The sequence below is a fragment of the Roseimarinus sediminis genome, from assembly GCF_050433125.1.
GTDB classification, from domain to species: Bacteria; Bacteroidota; Bacteroidia; order Bacteroidales; family Prolixibacteraceae; genus Roseimarinus; species Roseimarinus sediminis.
Genome location: NZ_JBNPXV010000002.1, coordinates 409,355 through 430,376 on the forward strand (window position 1 = coordinate 409,355; position 21,022 = coordinate 430,376).

Below are 21,022 nucleotides of genomic sequence, written 5' to 3' on the forward strand. Positions count from 1 at the left end.
AATGCGATCAATACAAAAAATATGTGGCGATGCGGTTTTCTCATGCTTAGGTTGTAAAGTTTAGCGTTATAAACACTACAATGCTCACCCAAATAAGTAAGCCAATACCATAAGTTTTGGCAATAAAACCAATGCGGTTCCATATATTACCTGATATTAATTGTTTTAATAGCAGGGCAAGTACAATCCAATAAATAGCTTCTGGAATACTAATTAATGACAACGGGTAATGAACGTACTCGGGAATGTTGTTTATATCAAGAAGGCTGAATAAGGTAAATGGTTGAAATTGGCCGATTTCAATTAAAGTTTGAAAATTGTAATAATACAAGCCACCAGTTCGGATAAAAGAGAAGAATACAAAAACCAATTCTGCCATAATAACTACTCTTAAATATTCTTTATATTCTAATTTTGAATTGTTCATAAAAGAGCCAACCCATAAAAAAGCAGCAATTAGTCCAGTTTTAAGGATTAGTATAACTGGAATTAAAATATAGTTAATCCATTGATATTTACTTTTAAATGCTAGTATCTTTGCAATCATTTCTGTCGACAATTGCCCCGAATAGGTGTTAACATAAATATCATCAGAAAGAATAGCATTTACAATGATTATGTTTATAAAAGAGATTAGGATAATCAGCCCATATATTTTCCAAGTTTCAATTTTTCCCATTTTGTATTAAATCCTTTCTGCTTTCTCATCTTTAACATTAAAATTGACTGCTTCTGTTTTCAGTATTTTCATCCATCCAATAAATAATTAATTGCTTTAGTGATTCAATATTTCAATAGAATACGTTGTATTTGCAATAATGAATACAATATTTGTTGATCGTCATACATTTTTACTTTTATGTTTCTTTTTAATCAAGCCCCAGTGAGCTAAAGCAACTGAAGTAATTACACTTATTATTACAAGAAATGGAGAAAATGAAAATTCATTAATAATGAGATACCTAAGTGTAAAAAATACCACAGCGATTCCTAAAGTGTACATTAGTCTTAAAAAAAGAATTCGATATCTCATTTATATCTTTAGATTTATGGTTTATTATCTAAATATCAAAATTTTCAATAAAAGGATGTTCATAAATTTCTGTGAAAAAGTAGAATGCATTTCGTTTAAAATTTATATGCATAATTGTTAAATAGGTTTTAAAAATTATGAACATCCCTTAAACACATTACTCAGAGATTATACAATCTTTGACAAACGCATACGAGGCAAGTAGATGGCTACCACCCCAAATCATTGCTGCAATCGCACCTGCTGGCATTGTTAAGAATGCAGCTACAGATAATCCCACCGCAGCTAGTGCCCTAGCGCAATCCCAAGAAATTCCACCTTCAATATTTTCTAATTGTTCTATTTTTAATTGTTTCATGATATTATAATTTAAAAATGTTTATTAATATCCTGTCCTTACTCAACCAACTATTCAATTTGCCCATTAGGCCCAAGCCTTATTTTGGCTCATTTGCATAGCATCTTGAGTTAACAAGAGTGTTTTAGTAATCAGCTTTTTACCTATGGCTTTCGAAAAAGCTGATCAGTTCTTTTACGTCACCGTGGGCAAAATGCTTTTTTTTAAGAGACACCATTTTTGGTGAGGTTTTTTACTTTTTTTAGAATACCTCAGTTTTGAGGCTGCTCCAATCGGAGTTATGAACACCCGGCCTTGTAATCCTCAGCTGGGTTAGGATCTGCTCGTACATTGTGTTGTACGTTTCGCTCGAGTCGTAAATGTTTAAAACCTTTCAAGATTTTTGTCGTTATTACTTTGTGCATTTACACAAAAGAGGGCCAATAGCATGCCTGACAAAAAGCTTATAGATACGTATCTCATCTGAGAAGGTTTTATTTCACTACAAATTAATAGCATCTGAGTGCAACTCACTTGCACTCAGAAGAAATTCTACAACCCCAAATACCAAATATTTAAGAATTTAATCGGCTATAACACGTTGAATTCTGCGCAAAGACGAGCTATTACTTGCATTACAATCGAATGCTGAAGCCAACTTCTCAAAACCAAACGCTTGTACTTTGCAGAGTATACTGATCATTAAAACAAAGAACTTAAAACGTGCCAAATTCCAACCTGATTGTCAATGGAAAATGGGAACGAAATCGCTAATTTTTATCCTCAACTCTGGATGTCATGACTCTTACTTCGAATGGTGGTAATTTCTTGTAGGATGTGGATATATTGAATCATAATCAGGTTTTTGCATAGTTATTTAGCTGATAATAAGATGTTATTATTTTATCATGTAGTAAGTATTATTACATATAATCCACTTTAAAGTAGTATTTTTTTTTAATAAAATATGAATACATGATAGGTGTAAAATATGTAACAAGATATATGCTTAAAATCAGAATGTTAAGATCAAAAACAATAGAAAGCAAAGCTAAGGTAATACAAACTGAACCGCCAATTATATAAAACCAATCACTTAGATAATGTTTAATAACTATGGTTAAGTCTTCATTTTTGTTAATTAGAATTTGATGTTTTGCTTTCCAAAAATCCATTTTGAAGTAAACATCATATAGTCCTTGATTTATTATAACTTCCTTTGTTTGATTCCCTTTTAATAACAGAACTTTATCTGCAATTGTGATTTTCAATTTGCGAAGAGGAAATATTCCTCTTCGCATAATTTTCAGTTTGCTCATACCAAGTTATCTTTTCAGTTTATTCAGCATATGCACAAACCACACCTGCGACTGACATTGCAAGAGCAGTTGGTCCAAAAATCAATGCCCCAATTGGGCCAAAAAGGCTACCTACACCAGCTGCCGCACCAATAACTGCAATTGCTTTAACCGCCTTGTCGCTACATGCTCCACCTTCAATATTTTCTAATTGTTCAATTTCTAATTGTTTCATGATATTATCATTTATATATTTTTTTTAATACCCAATTCTCACTCAACCAGTATTTAACTTGCCCATCAGGTTAATGCCCCATTGTTGGCTAAATTGCATGGCTTCCTGTGATAAGAGGGTTGTTTTAGTAACCAGCTTTTGCCTATGGGCTTTCGAAAAAGCTGATCAGTTCTTTTACGTCACCGTGGGCAAAATGCTTTTTTTTAAGAGACACCATTTTTGGTGAGGTTTTTTACTTTTTTTAGAATACCTCAGTTTTGAGGCTGCTCCAAACGGAGTTATGAACACCCGGCCTTGTAATCCTCAGCTGGGTTAGGATCTGCTCGTACATTGTGTTGTACGTTTCGCTCGAGTCGTAAATGTTTAAAACCTTTCAAGATTTTTGTCGTAATTACTTTGTGCATTTACACAAAAGAGGGCCAATAGCATGCCTGACAAAAAGCTTATAGATACGTATCTCATTTGAGAAGGTTTTATGTCACTACAAATTAATAGCATTTGAGTGCAAGTGAGTTGCACTCTTAAATAAAATTAAACTTTTTCTGGTTTTTCCTCAAAAAAATAGGTACGCCTGTATTTACAATACTTAATTTCGTATCCTTCACATCTTAGAATTTCAAGGTAGTTAAAGAGTGTTCGACGTGAAAAACACAGTTTCTCTGCTACCTCTTCGGCAGTTCCGGTATGTTCAAGGTCGATTAAGGCTTTCAACCTTTCCTTTCGGGTTAAGAATTCAATGTAGTTCATTGTGCGTTCATTTGGTGAAACATATTTTTTTATTATTCCCATTCGATGGGCAGAATCTTATCGTTAATGGTTAAGCCAGATTTAACTTCGGTTATTGTACCATTCGATATACCGGTTACAATAAGATTCTTGTTCTTATTATTCATTGAATCAATGGTTTCAATAAAAATTGAATCATTCTTATAGTTAATATATTTTTCTTCTACACAGAGTACGTTGTCGGCGTTGTCGGTTATATATTCTGCCACCACAGTGAGCCCGGTTTTAACATCAAAAGAATCGTAAGGAAAATCAATAGAAGCTTCAAAGTTAAACTGAATTGTATTTTGTTCTTCATTGGCATGGGGATCTATACGGATAACTTTTCCATTGCACTTTAGCTCACGATAGGCTCCAATGGTATAATATAACATTTGTCCTGTTTTCAGACTAACGATGTCATATTCGTTTAATTTGCCTTTAAATATTAATTTATCCATAGCTGACACAATTGCTATGGTAGAACCTTCACTTTGCGTGTGTCGTTTCATAATCGACTGGCCATTTTTAACGGGAAGTTTGGTTATTACACCGTTAGCGGTCGATGTAATTACATTATTCTCTTTCTGGTCTTCATCAAGATAGCCTTCGAGTAGTAACAACAAATGCTTTTGAGCAGCCTTATATTCCAATTCCTGTATTTCCAACCGGCATTTGGCTTCTTCAATCTGGGATGTTGATATGCCTCCTTTTTCAACAAGATTGAATTGCCTGTTGAAGTCGTTTTTGCTTATTTCGTATTCTATTTGAGCCCTTTTAAGGTTTTTTCTGGCATCTTCAATTTCTAATGGTTCAGGGGCTGGTTTTACTTTGGCAATGGGCGAATCAACATTAACAGTATCACCCACTTCAATAAACACCTCTTCTATTATCCCCGAAACGCTCGATTTTATTTCAATTACTTCGGCAGATATCAGGACGCCTGCTATCTTATTCCGTACTTCAATGTTTCCAATGAATGGTTTTCCAAGAATAGAATCCGGGATGTTACTATCCATTTGTTTTGTTTGCCATACTATTAACACTATAACACATACCAGCAACAGTACAAATACAATATTTAGCCAATTTCTTTTTATCATCATTTCTAAATCAATAATTTATTCATACCGTATGGCATCGATAGTGCTTATCTCGGTCGCTTTTTTTGCAGGTAATAAACCTGCTATAATACCGCACATTACCAGCAAAATGAATGCAACAATAATTGTTAGCCAATTAGTACTGATGTCTTTTATTAAAAAGTCATCGTTAACCAAAACATTTAGAATATATTTAAGTGCAAAAATTACAATGCTGCCAAGCATTGCACCAATAATTCCTGCCAACAATGTTATGGTAACTGTTTCGGTAAGAATCATTGATAAAATTTGGTTCGTGGTAGCCCCTACTGCTTTTCGTATGCCAATTTCGTTAGTACGTTCATGTACTACCACAAACATGATGTTGGTAATCCCTATCATGCCGGTTATTAACAAACAAAAGCCAATGAACCACAAGAATATATTCAACCCGGTAAATATTTTTTGAAATGATTTGATTTGTTTATCGAAATTGAAAATGTATAAAGCATCTTTATCAGAAGTGTCAAACCCTAAATGCCTTCCCAAGTAGGTTTTTAGATAATTTTCTGCCTTTTCGGTATCTTTTGTTTTTAATGACATTCCAAGAACATTAAATTCCCAGCCTGTGTTAAAGCATGTGTTTACAGTTTGCAAGGGCATGAAAATGATATTTTGTTCTGCCTGGTCAAAAAGTGATCCCTCTTTTAGTGTGCCAACTACTAAATAAAGATAGTTGTCAATAATCAGATATTCTCCAATAGCTTCACTTTTATTAAATAGTTGTTCTTTTATTCTTTTACCAATAACAACTACTTTTCCTTTTCTAAAAACATCACCTTCGTTTAAAAGCCTTCCCTTATCAGTTTCTAATTTTTTCAATTGAAAAAAGTCAGGGTAAATTCCTTTTATTGATACACTCGTTATTTTACTTTTGTAAGCCACCTGTTTTTGAAATTGAAACTCCGGGCTAATTGCTTTTATTAAGCCTGAAGAGTTGTTTTCCAAAAGGTTTAGCGTTTGAGTGTCAAAATAAATAGCTTTGGAATACTTGTTATTTCCGCGTTCTATAGATGTATAACCACCATAAATCCATACACTTTTCTCAACAAAACCACTTAACAACTGTACAACACCTTTTTCTAAGCCATTACTAACACCAAGCAGTATTATAAGGATAAATATTCCCCATGCAACACCAAAGCCGGTAAGTAATGCACGTAGTTTCTTGTGCTTTAATGAGTGAAGTATTTCTGGTATTGTATTTAATATTGTTGTTGGCATAGGATAATGACATACAAATTCAAAGTTGTTAAATATTAAGATTTATTTTGTGCCGGCTGTTAAAGCTGGCTTGCCCGGTGGCTGTTCTGTTCGCGAAAAGTGGATTGGCTGCCGGGCTTGATCTTTTGAGAATTCTCAGATGCTAAGTTAGGTGAGTACCGTCCAGAAAAAAGAACGGAACTAAAATATTTAGGTTTTTAACCATTGGATTAAGAAGCATCCATGTTACCATCAGCCGCCAGTTTCAAAGGGAAGAAAGCTATCTATTCCTACACAGATCTGATTTGCCTTATCTTTTAAGTGTTAAAACCCATTGTTTATAGTTCAGAGCTGACGTCGCATTCTTCTTGTTTGAGCCACCATTGATTTTTAACGTGGTATTCCGATCAACCACAAGAATGGGGGGTTGTGTGATGATTCGTTTATTGCCGGTGTAAACAAACGAGTGCTTACTTCTACTGTATTTTATGTCTACATTGAACGTTTTCAGATCGTCAAGTTCAATAAATAACTGACTTCTGGAGATGCCTAATTTTTCTGCAAATTCTTCCGCATTTCCTGTCTTTTCGATTTCAATCAATTTGGACATTTTTTCAATTACATAGATTTTTTTGTCCAGTTTCATGACTACTAGTTTTTTTGGGCATTAGTTTATTCCTTTTTTCGAAAAAAGGTTACCCTGTATTTTCGAAAAGTTGATGAAATACGTTATAGCGGTGGTGAAGTGTAATGTTTTGTAGATGAGTCGTATTACTTGTTGTAGGGCAAGCCCATGCTTCCATCCTCCGAAGCTTTATCGGAAATAGTTGAAGATGACAGGGGCGCTTGATTGGGCACGGAGTGGCCCGGCCATTTACAGTAGAAAAAGCAGGGATGATACTTTCCCAAATATCCAAGGGCCATGTTAAAAGCCCATGTTCAATCATCTTTGCACACAGGCTGGCACGATGCAGCTCATTCAGCGCCCCAGCGCTTGCTGATGCTTAGCATGGCGCCCCAGCGCGTTTCGTATAGTTGGCCGTAATCGGCAGCCAGTGCAGCCGAAATCTCAAAGGGCAGGCGGGGAGTGTTGGCCTTGAGTCGAACTAGTCCTGAGAACTGGTTGCGTTGTGGGTCGTAAGGCACATTAAAGGTGCCAAAATTTTTGGAGTAAGTGAGATAAGCCATCCAGCCCAACCAGGGTTTAATGTTGCCCCTGGCACCCAGATGGTGCATTTTAATGCGGGTATTCAGAATGGCGTTTTTTCCGGGTTCACTGATCACCGGGGCAAACAGGGGCGAGCTCATGGCCATGCCTTCATAAGTATGCCCTGTGCGGTAAACACCGTGGTTATAATAGTTGTCTCTTCCGGTCATTACTCCAATAATGTGCAAATGACCACTTTGGTCGGTGCTAAACAGGTACTCCCAGATGAGCTGTTGCAGCCATCCGTCATCGCTGATTTCGACAAACAAACCATAAAGGTTGTCTTCCCAGTTGAAGAGTTCCATGCCCGAATGATCTTCAAAGGGATGGTTAATGTAGAAGGTGGCCTGTTTGCCGGCAAGGGGAAATTGTGTTTCGATGCGGTACGAGCCGTACTGATTCCCGGCCACATTCAACTGGTCGGTCATGGGAAAGTTGGAAGTACCCATGCCGCCGGTCACATAGGTCAGGTAATCGCGGAAGCTGTCGGGCAACTGTCCGTAATCGGGTGAGTTGCCGCCCCACATCACAAAGTGATCGAGGCCCAGCATGAATGACCAGCGGGGGGCCAGCTGTGCTTTGAGGTACAGCGACTTGTGATGCAGGCGGGTGTTTTCGACGGTGCGCACATCGTTGAGCAGGCCTTCATCGTATTCGGCCTTGAAGCGGAACCAGTTTTTCCAGAACAGAAAGGGGATGAACTCCTGGGTTCCAAAGCGGATGCGGGGATGGGGGCGGGCATTGTTGCTGCGGTCGATGTGGCCGTTGGTGGAGGAAATGCCGCCAAAGAATTCCTTTTCGGCAAAGCGGCCACCTTCGAGCTGCCAGTTCCATAATTTGAAGCGCAGGTAGGCCTGGTTGAAGTGGTAGTCGAATTGGTCGGAATGGCGGGCGATGGCCAGCGCTCCTGCTTCGAGTTGCAGGGGACTGCCTCCTAGTCGCTGGTTTTGATATTGTCCGTTAAGCAATAGCAGCTGATTACTGCGGCTGTGAATGTTGTACAGGCCATTCTGATTATGCCCCAGCCAGAAAGGCAGGCTTTCGGCTGTTGAAGCCAGCACCTGTGCACTGCCACCAATCTGAAACTGGGCATGCATGCTTGTTGACATGACCAGCAATAAAAGAACTACTAAGGTGTATCTCATAAACTGCTTGTATGCTACAGGGCCAGACTCCTTTGTTTTTTCGCCAATGGAGCCTGGCCTGCCTCGTTAAAGATAGGCTTTAATGAGTTGTTTGGGAAGAAAAAGTCGTTGGTGTTCATCGTCGGGACTGATTTTGCGGTTAAAGAGGATGACCAGTTCGAGGATGGTTGACATTACCAGGGCTGTTACAAAGATGAGACCTGTAAGTGCCAATACGCCAAAGTATTGTTGTAGAATAAGACTTCCGGCAATGAATATGGTATTCACAAAGAAAATCAGCGCCGTGGCCTGCAGGTGGGTAAAACCAAGCGTAAGCAGACGGTGGTGAATGTGGTTTTTGTCGGGCTTAAAGGGCGACTTTTTGATGATCATTACGCGCAGCACAAAAACCCGCAACACATCGAACAGGGGATAGGCCATAAAGCCGATGAGCACGGCCGGTACCGATTTGATGAGGTAACTGCCGGTGTAAATGGCATTGAACTCATTGAATTTGGCAGCCAGCACAAAGATCATGGTTCCCACCAGCAGGGAGCCGGTATCGCCCATGAAAATCTTGTTTTTGTTTCCAAATACGTTGAACATGAAAAAGGCCAGGCTGGCACCTGCCAGCGAAAAGGAGATCAGTGCATATTCGGGCAGGTCGATGAGCGAAAACCAGATGCCCATTACTGTTGAAATTTGAACTGCCAGTGAGGATGCCAATCCGTCGATGCCGTCGATGAGGTTGAAGGCATTGATGATGACGATGCCTACAAAGAAGGTCAGGATGGTACCGGGTACCATGCCAATGTTATTCAATCCGAATACGCCATAGAGGTGTTCGAATCGGAGGTTGACAAAGAAGGCAATGATGAAAATGCTGAAAGTGAGTGCCAGTAGTTTGGCATTGGGTGAAATTCCTACCAGGTCGTCTTTGATGCCTGCAAAGAAGGTAACCAGCAGGGCTGCAAAGATGAATTTCAGATCGTAGAAGGGAAAACCGTCACCACCAAGGGTAACGCCGAGTGTCATCCCAATAAAAATGGCAATGCCTCCCAGGGTGGGAACGACTCTTTTAGCTACTTTTCGGGGATCGGGTTTGTCAAACAGGTCTTTTACCTGTGCTACCTTAACAATCTGAGGGATGCTGATGGCTGTAAATGTAAAGGCTATTACTGCAACCAAAATAAAATAGATCAAATTTTCCATAGGTTTACTGCTGTATCAAGTATTTTGTTTGCGTTGGGTTAGGACATTTTAAACGTGATCAAAACAAGCTGACCCTGCTTTTGTTCATGCCCTGTATCGCTTTAAATGTCATGTAGACTGCATGTTTGTCTTAATTGATAAACGATGGGGTCTGGCTGACCTTTGTTTGCCGGCACCTGGTTCTTACTTACCCGGGAGGAATTATTCAGATTCCTTAAAACCTTGATGCCTTTTGACAGAAACAAAGCTAAGACAAATTGGATAAAATGTAAAGTAAATTGTGTGAATGATAGCAATTATTGAGTGAATGGCAACTTTTGGTTAGCAAATGGAAAAAAATGCCGGGTACAAAAGCCAATAATCAGCTGGCAGATGGCAAGAATCAGGACAGAAAAAAACGAAGGATGGTCACCCCGGTGCCATCCCTTGTTTTTTAGATCTTTTTCCCCTCCTGTTTATTACGGGTTGAGAAGCCAATGAAGAAGTAGAGCGGACTGATGCCTGATATACTGGTCAATATCAATACAATTGCGTAAAAAACCATCACCGGTCCGAGTGTGCCCGAAAGTTCACCTAGTAAATAGAGAAGCAGGAGCACTGCAGCAATCACCAGTCTGACTGCCTTGTCGAGATTACCCATGTTCTGTCTCATCTTTCAATACTAACAGGTACGTAATATTAAACAGTGCTCACTAATAAAAGGTTTCTTTTAAGGCATTTCGGAAAACTGCTGTAAAACATCTTTTCCGAAAACGTTTGCGATATCGTTTGCGTGGTTTTTTTCACCTGGGTCCCCTTGCAAAGCCAATCATTTACGCTCATTTTTTCCTTTATTTGCCGAAAGCACAATAATTAAACTGTCAACATGATGAACTGGAATGTTTGTAGAAATAAAATCGTTTTTTCGCTTTTAGCCCTCTTCCTTCTGCAGGGATGCAAGCCCTGGCCGGTCGATGAAAACTCGGTGGCACCCGGTGCACCCGGTGAAGCACCTGTTTGGGCCTATGCGGGCAAAACCGGAATTGGCACCTCGTACGAGGCCTATGTCGACGGGCAATACGCCGAGAATGAAACGACAGGCACAGTTTCAAAAGTTTGGTTCTCACTGGCCAAAGGCATTTTAACTGAAACCATGTACGGCCTGATACACGAGGCGCAAATCAAGGAGCTCCAGTTTGTTGTCAGTGGAAAGGGTTTTGTCGATTTTGAAAAGGATGCGACCGAAAGTACCATCGAATACCTGTATACCGATGAGGCCGGCAGGCCTTTGTCGCTGGCTTACCGGGTTATTACCCGCGATAAGGAAGGAAAGTATGAAATTGAAAAACATCTGTTTACTCATCCCGACAGGCAGGCTTTGTTTGTGCGCACCTACTTCAGGGCCTTCGACGAAACGGTCGTTCCCTACCTCTATCTGAATCCGCATGTAAACAATACCGGGAGCGACGACAAGGCCCGGGTAAGCAGGAAAACACTGGTGGCATCGGAAGGAAATGTTAGTCTGACCTTATTGAGCAGTCGTGCATTTGAGTCGGCTTCGGCTGGTTTTGTGGGGCATTCCGATGGATTGAATGAACTGAAAGCCAATGGCCATTTGAGTCAGCTGTATGCTTCAACAGGCGATACCACCGGCAATGTGGCCATGATTGCCCGCCTGGATGAAGTGAATAACAGCGAAGTTCAATACGATTTTGTAATCGGCTTTGGTGAGAACGATGACGCAAGTTATACAGAAGCTGCTGCCACCCTGAAAGAAGGTTACGACAAGGTACTTGCGAAATACAACGGCACAGGCACATTTACCGGTTGGAGCGATTATCTGGCTGGTTTGGATCAACTGGAAAAGCTGAGCACGATGTCGACCGACGGAGGAAAGCTTTTGTATGCCAGTGCCTTGGTGCTCAAGGCTCAGGAAGATAAAACCCATGCCGGAGCGCTGATTGCCTCCTTGTCGAATCCCTGGGGTGAAACGGCTTCGGCTGCCGAGCCTGCTACAGGATACAAAGGCGTTTGGCCCCGCGATTTCTATCAGTGTGCCATGGCGTTCATGGCCATGGGCGATGAGGCAAGCCCGCGGGTGGCCTTTGAATACCTGAAAAAAGTACAGGTGAATGAAAACACACCCGGCAACAAGGGCGTTGGTGGCTGGTTCATGCAGAAAACCCACGTCGATGGCGAAATGGAATGGATCAGTATTCAGCTCGATCAAACGGCCATGCCCATCATGCTGGGGTGGAAACTTTGGAAGAAAGGTATTTTGGATGATGAGCGCGCCATTTACTGGTACAACAACATGTTACGCGATGCCGCCGTATTTTTGGTCGATGGTGGTGAGGTGGACCTCGACTGGAACAATACCATTATCACGCCGCCCGTAACCCAGCAGGAGCGTTGGGAAGAACAAGCCGGCTATTCTCCTTCGACCATGGCAGCCGTCATTTCTGGTTTGGTGTGTGCTGCCGACCTGGCCGATCTGGCCGGCGATCAGGCACAGTCGGCACGTTATCTGAAGGCTGCCGATGCCTATGAACAGCTCATCGAGGAAGTGCTGTTTACCAAAACCGGTGTTTTCAATCAGGGGGCTGCCAACGGGGAGTATTTCATCAGGCTGAGCCGCAACGACAATCCCGACGACCACGAGCCACTGGCTGCCAACAATGGCAAAGCGGGGCTCGACGAAACCATGATCCTCGATGCCGGTTTTCTCGAACTGGTGCGCTACGGCGTGCGCAGTGCCACGGCTCCTTCCATCGTGGAATCGCTGCCTGAACTCGACAGCCAGGAGCTGGAAGAGAATCTGAAAGTGAAATACTACTTTACTTTTGGCAACGACAGCACGCTTTATCCCGGTTGGCGACGCTATGGTAACGATGGTTACGGTGAGGATGTGACCAATGGAGCCAATTATGGCCTGATGACTCCGGGACAGCGGGGCCGGGTTTGGCCCTTCTTTACCGGCGAGCGGGCTCATTACGAACTGGCCAAATCGCTGAAAAGCAATGAGTCGCCTGCAATCGATCAGCTTAGGACGACCTATGTGAAAGCCATGGAGTATTTTGCCAACGAAGGGCTCATGTTGCCCGAGCAGGTTTGGGACGGGGTAGGCGTGGCTCCTGAAGGATATCAAAAAGGGGAAGGAACCAATTCGGCTACTCCGCTGGCATGGACCCATGCCGAGTATGTTAAGCTCTTGCGTTCACTCAGCGATGAACAGGTGTGGGACCGCTATCCGAATGTTGAAAGCCGGTATGTGAAATAGTACGCCGCTTATTTTCCCATCCATAATTTGAAGGCCGAAGCTTTTAGCCGGCTTACGGTGATTTTCTGACCAAAGGGTGCTTTCAGCTTTACCACCAGTTTGCCTCCGAAGAAATCTTCGAAACGGGCAATGCTGTTGATGTTGATCAGGTGTTTCCGGTCGGTACGAAAAAAGCTGTCGGGATGAAGCTGTTCTTCTAAGGACTCGAGGGTGAAATCGACAATGTGAAATTTATTGTCGAAGGTGACGGCTGTGGTGATCTTGTTTTCACTGAAAAAGTAAGCCACTTCAAGGGTGTCAATTTTGTAATAATGCTTTCCGGTCGAAATCATAAAACGTTGGCGGTATTCTTTTTTTCCTTCTTTGATAGCAGCCAGCAATTTGTTATAGTCGGGAATTGTTTGGGCGGCTTCCTTCTTCATGCGGGCTTCAAATTTCTGCAGGGCATCTGCCAGTTCTTCTTCCTTAATGGGCTTCAGCAGGTAATCGATACTGTTCACCTTGAAGGCGCGAATGGCATACTGATCGTAGGCCGTGGTGAAAATAACGGCACTCTCAAGTTGCAGCTGCTCAAAAATTGAAAAGCAAATGCCATCCGAGAGCTGAATGTCCATCAGAATCAGATCGGGCACTTCCAGTTTGAGCTGCTCAACGCTTTCGTTGACACTTTCATAAATTCCTGTAATCGTCCATTGTGGGCGGATTTCCTCAATCATGCCCTGGAGCAGGCGCTGATTGTAGGGTTCGTCTTCTATGATTACCAGTTTCATTCGTTTTGGTTCGTATTGGTTAAAGCTTAAAGAAGCGGTATTTCAACGCTGAATTGCTCGTCGTTTTGTTTGATCACCACCTGTTGTTCGCTAATCAAAGCATAGCGTGACACGAGGTTCTTCAATCCATTGTGACTTGAATAGGTCGATTCTTTAGGCTGTAAGTTATTTTCGATCACCAGGCTGCGTTTCTGTGTGAAAATTCGGATGTTCAGTGCTTTGTTTTTACCGACGATGTTGTGTTTGATCGCATTTTCGACCAGTAATTGCAACGACAGGGGGGGGATGGCACTGTTAAGCAGCTCCTTATCGATGTCGATCTCCACCTGTAAACCACTGCCTAAGCGTTCTTTGTGCAGGCTGATATAGGCTTTGATGAATTCCAGTTCGTCTTTTAACTGAACAGTTGTTTTGTCTTTGCATTGAAGAACATAGCGATAGCTGTCGGTAAAATTCTGAGTGAACGCAACAGCGGCCTGCGTGTCGTACTGTATCATCGATTTCAGTACGCTCAGATTGTTGAACAGAAAATGGGGGTTGAGCTGGTCCTGCAGGGCGTTGTAATCGTTCATCAGCTGAACCTGCCGCAGGGCTTCCACTTCCTTTTGTGCCGAAATCCAGCGTGCCGTAATACGCAAACTGATGGCGATTACAATGAGAATGAAAATAAAAACAAAACCAAAAGCAAACATCAGCCAGGTAATGGGCTGGTTAATCACATCCACTGCTTTAAGCTGATGCTGAAAATAGACAATCGCCAGAAAGCCGATCAAAAGGCTGAGCAGTAAATGCAGCAGGGCCCGTAACACCACCTTTGAGGGAATGGGGAAATAACGTTCGGCAAGGTTGTCGGTCAGCACATTAATTTCGCTGATAATATTAAAAATGATGACCACCTTAATGTATTGTGCCAATGGGATTGTCATGGTATCTCCCCCCACAATGGTGTCGGCAATGAACATAAAGAGCAGGGCCACAAGCGATACCGTAACCAGCCTGAACAAGATGCTTTTAGGCTGGTAAGACGAAAGCTGGCTGATGAATTGCAGTTGCTTGTTTTCCATGCTGTTGATACTTTGCGTGTAAAGATCGTAAAATTCTTCGAGGCAAATACTTTCTCCTCAAAAGCTTCGCGGTAAAGCAGCGCAGGTTCTTTCACAAATATTTATAATGAGCTGCTCCCCATGGGGCGTGCTTTTGGCTTTACTGCTTTAAATTGCCTGTGGCTTTTAACCAGGCACTTTCTTTCATTTTGTAGTCGGTTTTTGAATCGATTAATTCATTGTGGGCGCTTTGCCACTGAGCCTGTGCTTCGAGCAAATTGGGCAGAATTTCAAGCCCTGTTTCATAATTGTCTTTGCTGATGCGCAGGTTTTCGTCGGCCTGCTTCTGTGCTTCTGTGGCCATTTCGACCCTTAAGGCGGCATCGCGAAGATTAAGCCTGGCCTGTTCGCTTTCAAGCTGCATGAGCCGGCTGTTTCGTTCCAGCTCGAGGGCTTTGATGGCCTGTTCGCTTTTGGCCGATTGTATTTTTTTCATGCCTTCACCCCAGTGGAAAAGCGGGATTTTAACCGAAGCCATCACACTCATGCTTCCATTGGTATATGCTTCGCTGTTGACCTCGATACCGCCCAGGTAGTTGTAACCCACACTTACCCCGGCTGTTGGCAGAAAATCGGCCCGGGTGAGTTTTACCTGTTGTTCGGCCATTTCGAGCTGCTTCTTTAGCAGAAAGAATTCAGGTCGTTGGCTGACTGCCGATTCATGATTTTCTTCTATGAAAGGTGTTATACTGATCACACTGTCGGTGGCAATGATTGCAGTGTGGTAATCGAGCCCGGTGATGCGACACAAGGCCATGCGGGTGAGTTCGTGTCCGCTGCGGGCTTTTTGCAGCTGTAGTTTGGCCTCATTCAGTTTTACCTGTGCTTTCAGTACCTCGTTGCGTGTTGTCATGCCGGTTTCGTAAGCATCGTTAATGGTGGCTACCAGCTCTTCGAGCAGCTTTGTATACACTTCGGCCAACTTTACCTTTTCCTTCACCGATACATAAATCCAGTAGGCCTGATCGGCTTCGTACAGGGCATTCATCTTTTGCAGACTTCTGTTTTCACCAGCCATCTCAAGCCCCAGCGAGGCCATCTTGTTGCCTGTAACGATTTTACCTCCCGTAAACAATGGCTGTTCGAGTGAGATGCCCGCTATGTAGGCGCCCTGCAGACTTATTTCGAGCGGGAGCCAGGCATACATATTGAAAACCGGATTTCCGTCGGCTCCAACTACAGGTTCGCCCGTAGCCGGGTTGATCATGATGTTGGGCTGAAGTTCGCCTGAGGACATGTCGGGTACCGCTGTTGGCATGTACAACTCCTGTTCAAACGATTCGTTGAGGTAGATGCCGGTGGCCGAGCCCGAAAGCGAAGGCAGGAAGTTGGTTCTTACAGCTGCCTTTTCTGCTTTTGCCTTTTCTACCTGCAGGTCGGCAATTTTGAGCAGTTCACTTTGCTGTAAGGCCAGTGTACGGCAACTGTCGAGCGACAGTTTTTGCTGGGCTGGCAGTCCTGGCGAGAGGATGAGCAATAGGATGAATGGAAATATCTTGTTCATTTTTTTCTCTTTTAAATGTTAATCAATCAAAGCCTTTCAATTTTGCCTTTGTATTCGCTTCGGTCCACCTTAAACAATACGGCATACAAAATGGGGACAAAAACGAGGGTGATGAGCGTACCCACTAACAGACCGCTGATTACTGCCACTGCCATGCTGCTGTACATCGGATCGCGAAACAGGGGAAGCATGCCCAGCATGGTGGTTAAGGAAGCAAGAATTACAGGGCGCGTACGGGCGATGGTTGCATTGATTACCGCGCTGAAACGGTCACTTCCCTCCACAATTTGTTTTTCGATTTCATCGAGCAGAACGATCGAGTTTTTAATCAGCATACCCATTAAACCAAAGGTGCCAATAATGGCAATGAAAGTGAAGGGCGATCCGGCCAGAATCATTCCCGGAACAATACCAATGGCAGCCAGTGGTATACAGGCCAGCACAATGAAGGGCTTGCGCAAATCGTTGAACAGGAGAATCAGGATCAGAATGATGAGCATGATGGCGATGGGCATGTAGCTGAAGATGTTGGTCAAGGCATCCTTCTGAAGATCGTACTCGCCGAGCCATTTCATCTGGTATCCATCGGGCAGCTCGATGGCCTTCATTTCCTTCAGCATCGTTTTGCGTGTGAGTGCAGGACTGAACTGATCGGCCGGATCGCATTGTGCTTCAATCGAACGTTTCCCGTCGGTGCGGTGCACTACGCTTTCGTCCCATTCCATTTCAATGCCCCGGCTGATGGCACTCAAAGGCACCGGACTGACAATTTCCTTTGTTAATTCTTCCTGCGATTTTGAACCGTAAAACACCTCGGTAATGCTGTTGATGTCGACGGTGCCCAGGTTGGGTAGCATGTTCCATACCGGGATGTCGTCGAGCTGTTCGATGTTGGTGCCATCGCTATGCATGGTACGCAGTTTGATGGTGTAAGCGGTTTCGCCTTCGTAGTATTTTCCTACAGGAAGACCTTCACTTGCAGCCAGCAGTGCATTGCTTACATCCGAACGGCTGGTGCCTGTGCGGCGAGCCAGGGTCTGGTCGTATTTGGCTACCATCGATTTGGCCATGGGTTCCCAGTTGTCCGAAATGGTATACTTGTCGGTGTACGGATTGGCACGCATAATGGCCTGCGCCTGTTCACTCAGATTGCGCAGTACGGCCGGGTCGGGACCTGTAAATTCTACTTCAACCGTGTGCGACGATTTGATTGACAGGTTGTATTTACGGATGCGGATTTGAGCATCGGGGAAATTTTCGTGCAGATAGCGACTGATGACCGGCTTCATTTTGACCATGGTTTCGTAATCGTCGAAATTGACAATCAATTCACCATAACTGTCGGATGCCTCGCCCATGGCCCTTACCAGACTGTAGCGGGTGGGGGTCATGCCCTGACTGCTTACCACCATTTTCACTTCTTCGAGTTGAAGCAGATCATTGCTTATGAGCTGCAAATCCTCGTTCACCTTGGAGGGACTGGTCCCGTCGGGCATTTTGTATTCAACATACACCTGGTTGTAGTTGAAATCGGGGAAGAAGGTTTGTTTGATATTTTTGAAGTTGTAGATGCTTAGCGCCATCAGTACGGTGGTTGCAGCTACCGTGGCAATTTTGTGGGTCATCAAAAAGGCCAGAACGCTGCGTAAGGTGCGGTAAAGTCGACTGGTGTAAGGATCGGTATTCTGTTTGCTTTTTTTAATCTTCAAAAATTTCTCACTAAAAAGCGGCACCTGGGTAAGGGCCAGAATCCAGCTTACCAGCAGCGAAATGCACAAAACAATGAAAAGGTCGCGGGCATAGGTTCCTGCCGTATCTTTTGAAAGGTACACCGGAAGAAAGGCCGAAACTGCAATGAGTGTGGCTCCCAGCAGAGGAATGGCTGTTCGTTTGGCCGGGTTAATCAGTGCTTTTTTGCGTTTTACCCCTTTTTGCAGGTCCACAATGATCCCATCGAGGACTACAATGGCATTGTCGACCAGCATGCCCATGGCAACAATGAAGGCGCCAAGTGAAATGCGCTGCAGGGTTCCGTCGGCTGCCAGCAGAATGGGGAAGGTGGCCAGAATGGTGAGAATGAGTCCGGTACCAATAATGATCCCTCCGCGCAGTCCCATGGTCAGCATCAGTACCACAATAACAATTAGTACCGAGGCAATCAGGTTCCACATAAAACCATGAACCGAGTCGCGCACTTTATCGGGCTGGAAGAATATTTTCTGTGCTTCGAAGCCCGCAGGAAGCTCATGCAGCAGTTCGTTCATGCGTTCATCGACCCTTTCGCCCAGCTTGATGATGTTTTCACCACTTTCCATCGAAAGGGATAGTCCCAGGGCTTTTTCATTGTTCACAAACAGGGTATTGCGCAGGGGTTGACTGTAGCCTTTTTCGATGGTGGCAATGTCGCCCAGCCTGAACTGTTCTCCATCAATACCCTGGATGATCAGTTCCTGTAAATCGCCGATCGCTTTCAGCTGGTCGTTTACCTGAACGCGCAGCCTTTGATTGCCACTTTCGAGGGTGCCGGGATACACCATTTGGTTCTGCCCCGCAATGGCCGACATGATCTGGATCGGGAAGACGCCCAGCTCACCCATTTTTTCGACCGAGATCATGACATCCACAACGGGGGTTTGCTGGCCATAAATTTCTACACGTCTTACTCCCTCCACTTCGAGCAGTTCGCTTTTCAAAAGACGGGCGTAGTCATACATTTCCTGATAGGAATAACCATTGGCCGTAAGACCATAAAACATGCCGTACACATCGCCAAAATCGTCGATGACCATGGGGGGCTGAACCCCTTCGGGCAGTTTGGCCTGTGCTGCCTCTACCTTGCGCCGCATAAAGTCCCAGCGTTGCTGGATTTCCTTTTGAGGAACGGTCATTTTCAATTCTACGGTAATCATCGACACATTGGCAGCTGATTTCGACAGGATGGTATTGATGTCGGCCAGGGCACTTAACTCATTTTCGAGTACACTGGTGACCTGCATTTCGACATCGTGGGCCGAAGCTCCCGGGTAGATGGTGATGACCCGTGCCTGCATGATCTGTATTTCAGGATCTTCTAGTTTGCTGATCGAGTCGTAGGCCAGTACGCCCCCCACCACGATGCAAAACAGCAGGAAGTAAAACAGTGTTTTCTTTTTGAAAACCAAAGCTGACAGATGCATTATAACAGCCCTCCTATGTTTGTTTCAGAAGTTTTTTCCACTAAAGCAACCTTTTCTCCCTCGGTGAGGGCATTGACTCCTGCGGTCACGATCAGGTCGTTTTCACCGATTCCCGAAAGAATGCGTATGTTGCCCTTGCCTGTTAGTCCGTCGGTTTCGACCTGGCGGCGATGAACCGTTTTTGTTTTGGGTGTGTACAACCAAACACAGCTTTTTCCCTGGTAGTTAAATACCGCTTTCAAGGGAAGATTGAGCGGAAGCTCATGGTGGTTACGGTAGCTGATGTTGACCAAAGCACTCATGCCGGGAGTAAACTTAGAAGCTGCATCGGGCGACAGGCTGAAGCTGAAGGTGTACAGCTGGTTGTTGCTTGCTTTGCGGCTGTATCCGGTCAGAATTAAAGGACAGGCATCGGCCGCTATTGCTTCCTGTTGAAGGCTAAAGCCAGTGAAATGATTGCGTTGCAGGTACACTTCGAGGGGGACATCCACCTCGATTTGCAGGGCGCTGCTGTTGAGCAGGGTGGCCAGTGTCATTCCGGTGTTAACGAGTTCTTTTTCCTGGTATTTTACCGACTGAATGTAACCGGAAAAGGGAGCGAGCAGCCGGGTGTCGTTCAGCTGATCTTCGGCACGTTGAAGCTGCAAGCGGGTCAGTTTTTCACCTGCTACGGCCTTTTCGTAGTCGTTGGCAGCAACACTTTCGCGTTTTTTCAACTCACTCAGGCGGTCGTATTCAGCTTTAACCTGTTCGTATTGGGCTTTGGCCACGTCGTATTGCAGCTGGTAATCGCGCTGATCGATGGTGGCAATAAGCTGTCCTTTTATTACATAGTCGCCTTCATTTACATGAATTTTGTCAATGGGGCCGGCGACCCTGAAAGCCAGGTTCACTTCGGCTGCTTCTTCAATAATGCCAGAAAAGTTACGGCTTACAATGGTGTCGGCTTTGGCAGGTTTGCTTACTTTCACCTTCCTGACGATGGTTTCCTGTTCTTCAATTTTGGGGGCACAGGCTGCAACGATCAATACAGCCAGCAACATGAGGCTTTGTGTTATTTTCATTCGTTTATATTTCTTAAGTTGCTAATTATCTGTTGGATTAAGATTGTTTTCATTGAATTTTCCGGCTACCCGTATGGAACTTGCCATCCGTCAGCTGACGGAACATTTGTCTGTGAGTGAAATGTATTTCACATGGCTCGTTTCATCTTATTGTGTTTTCGGATAACTTTCCTTTTTTCCTGCAAAGAAATGACAGTGCACGAAGAAATGCTGCATTGATTTACCGAAGTGCTAAAAGTAGCGCGTGAAGTGTGGTGGAATGATGAATGATGAATGATAAATTGTGAATTGTTAATTGTGAATGGTGAAGGATGAATGGTGAATTGTGAATGGTGGCATGTGACTTCTTCGACCGTTGGCTGACGGACGGATCGTCTCCGGAGGCTGCGCTGGGAATAGAAGTTAGATATAAGATGTAAGATGTAAGACAATAGATGTAAGACAATAGATAATAGATAATAGACAATAGATATTAGACTATAGACTATAGATAATTGTACTTCCCTAAATAGAGTTGACCTTTTTTGTTATTAATCTTATTCATTTCAGGTCATATTACTATCGGACAATTATGAGCCTGAGGTTCTTTT

17 protein-coding genes are annotated in these 21,022 nt (G+C 43.7%); 1 reads left to right on the top strand and 16 read right to left on the bottom strand.

The genetic code is table 11. The features are described from left to right. Positions 1–46: 46 nt before the first annotated feature. From FHS86_RS04515 to FHS86_RS04565, 11 genes are all read right to left on the bottom strand, one after another. Positions 47–679, bottom strand: a complete 633-nt coding sequence (locus tag FHS86_RS04515) for a hypothetical protein (protein ID WP_429411592.1) — start codon at positions 677–679, stop codon at positions 47–49. 511 nt (positions 680–1,190) lie between these two features. Beyond that, entirely contained in the window at positions 1,191–1,391 is a 201-nt protein-coding gene (locus FHS86_RS04520) for a hypothetical protein (RefSeq protein ID WP_429411594.1), read from the bottom strand. Between the two features lie 902 nt (positions 1,392–2,293). Continuing rightward, on the bottom strand, positions 2,294–2,689 hold the full coding sequence (locus FHS86_RS04525; RefSeq protein WP_429411596.1) for a hypothetical protein: 396 nt from the start codon (positions 2,687–2,689) through the stop codon (positions 2,294–2,296). Positions 2,690–2,708: 19 nt separating this feature from the next. Next, positions 2,709–2,903, bottom strand: coding sequence for a hypothetical protein (locus FHS86_RS04530; protein ID WP_429411598.1), 195 nt, complete (start codon positions 2,901–2,903; stop codon positions 2,709–2,711). A gap of 531 nt (positions 2,904–3,434) precedes the next feature. After that, the gene (locus FHS86_RS04535; RefSeq protein ID WP_429411599.1) at positions 3,435–3,650 is read right to left on the bottom strand and encodes a hypothetical protein; all 216 of its coding nucleotides are present in this window, start codon (positions 3,648–3,650) and stop codon (positions 3,435–3,437) included. A 32-nt stretch (positions 3,651–3,682) separates the two neighbouring features. Next, positions 3,683–4,687, bottom strand: coding sequence for an efflux RND transporter periplasmic adaptor subunit (locus FHS86_RS04540; RefSeq protein ID WP_429411601.1), 1,005 nt, complete (start codon positions 4,685–4,687; stop codon positions 3,683–3,685). 102 nt (positions 4,688–4,789) lie between these two features. Continuing rightward, positions 4,790–6,034, bottom strand: coding sequence for an ABC transporter permease (locus FHS86_RS04545; protein ID WP_429411603.1), 1,245 nt, complete (start codon positions 6,032–6,034; stop codon positions 4,790–4,792). 289 nt (positions 6,035–6,323) lie between these two features. Beyond that, a complete protein-coding gene (locus FHS86_RS04550; protein ID WP_429411605.1) occupies positions 6,324–6,659 on the bottom strand; it encodes a hypothetical protein in 336 nt (111 codons plus the stop codon). Between the two features lie 329 nt (positions 6,660–6,988). Then, positions 6,989–8,365, bottom strand: a complete 1,377-nt coding sequence (locus FHS86_RS04555) for a capsule assembly Wzi family protein (protein WP_429411607.1) — start codon at positions 8,363–8,365, stop codon at positions 6,989–6,991. Between the two features lie 66 nt (positions 8,366–8,431). Next, a complete protein-coding gene (locus FHS86_RS04560; protein WP_429411609.1) occupies positions 8,432–9,556 on the bottom strand; it encodes a glycosyltransferase family 4 protein in 1,125 nt (374 codons plus the stop codon). A 433-nt stretch (positions 9,557–9,989) separates the two neighbouring features. Next, positions 9,990–10,208: a YgaP family membrane protein gene (locus FHS86_RS04565; protein ID WP_429411612.1), complete on the bottom strand. Its 219-nt coding sequence runs from the start codon at positions 10,206–10,208 to the stop codon at positions 9,990–9,992. Positions 10,209–10,421: 213 nt separating this feature from the next. On the opposite strand from FHS86_RS04565, the gene FHS86_RS04570 reads away from it, so the two are divergent. Then, a complete protein-coding gene (locus FHS86_RS04570) occupies positions 10,422–12,815 on the top strand; it encodes a glucan 1,4-alpha-glucosidase (RefSeq protein ID WP_429411614.1) in 2,394 nt (797 codons plus the stop codon). An 8-nt stretch (positions 12,816–12,823) separates the two neighbouring features. On the opposite strand, the gene FHS86_RS04575 is transcribed toward FHS86_RS04570, so the two are convergent. From FHS86_RS04575 to FHS86_RS04595, 5 genes are all read right to left on the bottom strand, one after another. Continuing rightward, a complete protein-coding gene (locus tag FHS86_RS04575) occupies positions 12,824–13,585 on the bottom strand; it encodes a LytR/AlgR family response regulator transcription factor (RefSeq protein ID WP_429411616.1) in 762 nt (253 codons plus the stop codon). Between the two features lie 26 nt (positions 13,586–13,611). Further along, a complete protein-coding gene (locus FHS86_RS04580; protein ID WP_429411618.1) occupies positions 13,612–14,649 on the bottom strand; it encodes a sensor histidine kinase in 1,038 nt (345 codons plus the stop codon). A 139-nt stretch (positions 14,650–14,788) separates the two neighbouring features. Further along, positions 14,789–16,192: a TolC family protein gene (locus FHS86_RS04585; protein WP_429411619.1), complete on the bottom strand. Its 1,404-nt coding sequence runs from the start codon at positions 16,190–16,192 to the stop codon at positions 14,789–14,791. Between the two features lie 26 nt (positions 16,193–16,218). Further along, on the bottom strand, positions 16,219–19,368 hold the full coding sequence (locus FHS86_RS04590; RefSeq protein ID WP_429411621.1) for an efflux RND transporter permease subunit: 3,150 nt from the start codon (positions 19,366–19,368) through the stop codon (positions 16,219–16,221). After that, the gene (locus FHS86_RS04595; protein WP_429411623.1) at positions 19,368–20,432 is read right to left on the bottom strand and encodes an efflux RND transporter periplasmic adaptor subunit; all 1,065 of its coding nucleotides are present in this window, start codon (positions 20,430–20,432) and stop codon (positions 19,368–19,370) included. Before FHS86_RS04595 ends, FHS86_RS04590 begins: the two co-directional genes overlap by 1 nt. Positions 20,433–21,022: the final 590 nt, after the last annotated feature.